The 2,044-nt window shown below is 65.7% G+C and carries 3 protein-coding genes; 2 read left to right on the forward strand and 1 reads right to left on the reverse strand.

Annotated features, from left to right (window positions below; all coding sequences use genetic code 11):
• A partial coding sequence (locus JCM9942_RS14610) for an STN domain-containing protein (RefSeq protein WP_218185504.1) occupies nucleotides 1-375 on the reverse strand: 375 nt, incomplete at its 3' end.
• Nucleotides 376-566: 191 nt separating this feature from the next.
• On the opposite strand from JCM9942_RS14610, the gene JCM9942_RS14615 reads away from it, so the two are divergent.
• Both JCM9942_RS14615 and JCM9942_RS14620 read left to right on the forward strand, forming a co-directional pair.
• Nucleotides 567-1,043 (forward strand): LEA/WHy family protein, encoded by a 477-nt coding sequence (locus tag JCM9942_RS14615; RefSeq protein ID WP_054660554.1) that lies wholly within the window; start codon nucleotides 567-569, stop codon nucleotides 1,041-1,043.
• Between the two features lie 40 nt (nucleotides 1,044-1,083).
• The coding region (locus tag JCM9942_RS14620; protein ID WP_172675142.1) for an acyl-CoA dehydrogenase family protein at nucleotides 1,084-2,044 on the forward strand (961 nt) is incomplete at its 3' end.

Below are 2,044 nucleotides of genomic sequence, written 5' to 3' on the forward strand. Positions count from 1 at the left end.
CGTTGCCACCGCCAAGCCCCCCAGACCGCCCAGCGAGGCCAGCAGCGGTCGCGCCGCACGCAGGGTGATGGTCCGCCCGTCATCGGAAGCAATGGTCAACCCGGTGCCATCGAGCAGCTGGTTCAACGCCTGCCGCGCATCCATCTGGCCCTTGACCTGGCCGACCTCGATACGCGATTCGCCAGCGGCATTGGCCGGGGCGATGATCTGGATCCCCGCCTGACGCGCGAATTCAGGTAACACATCTTCGATATGACCGCCTTCGACATCGAACTGCGGCGGCGCCGCGAATACCGGAACCGCCGTGCACAGGGCAGCAACAGCCAGACCGCCGCGGATAGCGCTTGCAAGCGGTAACAACTTGAATGAACGCATTGATGTATCCCCAGAATAAAACGCGGAAAGCGGCGACCTTTCTGTCCCCTCTACCTGTTCGATGCGCCAGCACGGGTCTTCCGCCATCCGCGGCCGCAATTGTTTCGCACTTGCCCGCCCCGCATCCGCACGCGCCCATACGCCGTAGTATCCTTCGACCGACCCCGCTTCAAACCCGAGGACCCCGCGGTATGCGCTTTCGCCCCCAGTACGCCCTTATCGCCCTTGCTGCACTTGCCCTGACCGCCTGTGGCGGCGGCAAGGTCAAGCGCGTCTCCGAACCTGCGGCCAGCATCCAGCAGCTCACCGTCGGCAACGACGGCAACTGGGAGGTGGAGCTGCGCCTGCGCAACTACAGTTCGATGCCGATGCGCTTTGACTCGGTCGCGCTGGCTGTGAAGGTCGGCGACGAGAGCGCCGGCACCCTGAGCGCCACACCCGGCGTATCGATCGGCCCGGAATCGGCGGATGTTGTCAGCGTCCGCCTGCAACCGAGCTCCTCGGCCCGCATCGTCGTCGCCGATGCACTGGCCGGTGGCCGTTCCGTGTTCTACGAACTGGAAGGCAGCATCGGCGTCACGCCCGAAGACCGGAAGCAGCGCAGCTTCGAGGTGAAATCCCGCAACAGCCTAAGCCAGGCACCGGGTCTGCCCGGCGTGCTTCGCTGAGTTCCCGCCTCCGTTTTCCGCATCGTTCGAGAATCGTCTGATGAGCACCTACAAAGCCCCTGTTAACGACCTCCGTTTCGCCCTGCATGACGTGCTCAAGGCCGAGTCCTTGTTTGCCGCGATGGGCCTTGAAGATGCCAGCACCGACGTCATCGACGCCGTGCTGGAAGAAGCCGCCCGCTTCAGCGCCAGCGTGCTGGCACCGCTGAACGCCATCGGCGACCAGACCGGCTGCACCCTGGACAAGGCCACCGGCGAGGTCACCACCGCACCGGGTTTCAAGGAAGCCTATGCGCAGTTCATCGAAGGCGGCTGGACCGGCCTGACCGCGTCTCCGGAGTTCGGCGGACAGGGTATGCCGGGCACGCTGGGCATGGCACTGAGCGAGATGGTGTCCTCGGCCAACCTGGCCTGGAGCCTGTTCCCGATGCTCTCGCACGGCGCAGTCGAGGCCCTGAAGCACTACGGTGAGGACTGGCAGAAGGAAGCCTTCCTCAAGCCGCTGGTGGCCGGCCACTGGACCGGCACCATGTGCCTGACCGAACCGCATGCCGGTACCGACCTGGGCCTGATCAAGACCCGCGCCGAACCCAACGCCGACGGCAGCTATGCGATCACCGGCACCAAGATCTTCATCACCGCCGGCGAGCACGACCTGAGCGAGAACATCGTCCACCTGGTGCTGGCCAAGCTGCCGGATGCGCCGCCCGGCCCGAAGGGCATCTCGCTGTTCGTCACCCCGAAATTCAAGGTCGACCGCAACGGCGCCATGGGCGAGCGCAATACGCTGCGCTGCGGCTCGCTGGAGCACAAGATGGGTATCCACGGCTCCTCGACCTGCGTGATGAACTTCGACGGCGCCCAAGGCTACCTGGTCGGCGCGCCGCACAAGGGCCTGATGGCGATGTTCGTGATGATGAACTCCGCCCGCCTCGGCGTGGGCGTGCAGGGCCTGGCCCAGTCCGAACGCGCCTACCAGGCGCGCTGGCCTACGCCCGCGA

The organism is Stenotrophomonas pictorum JCM 9942, from assembly GCF_001310775.1.
In the GTDB taxonomy this organism is placed as follows: domain Bacteria; phylum Pseudomonadota; class Gammaproteobacteria; order Xanthomonadales; family Xanthomonadaceae; genus Stenotrophomonas; species Stenotrophomonas pictorum.

What these genes read in the sequence shown, in the direction of transcription:
- JCM9942_RS14615 (WP_054660554.1), top strand. Translation starts at nt 567, where the DNA reads ATGCGCTTTCGCCCCCAGTACGCCCTTATCGCCCTTGCTGCACTTGCC.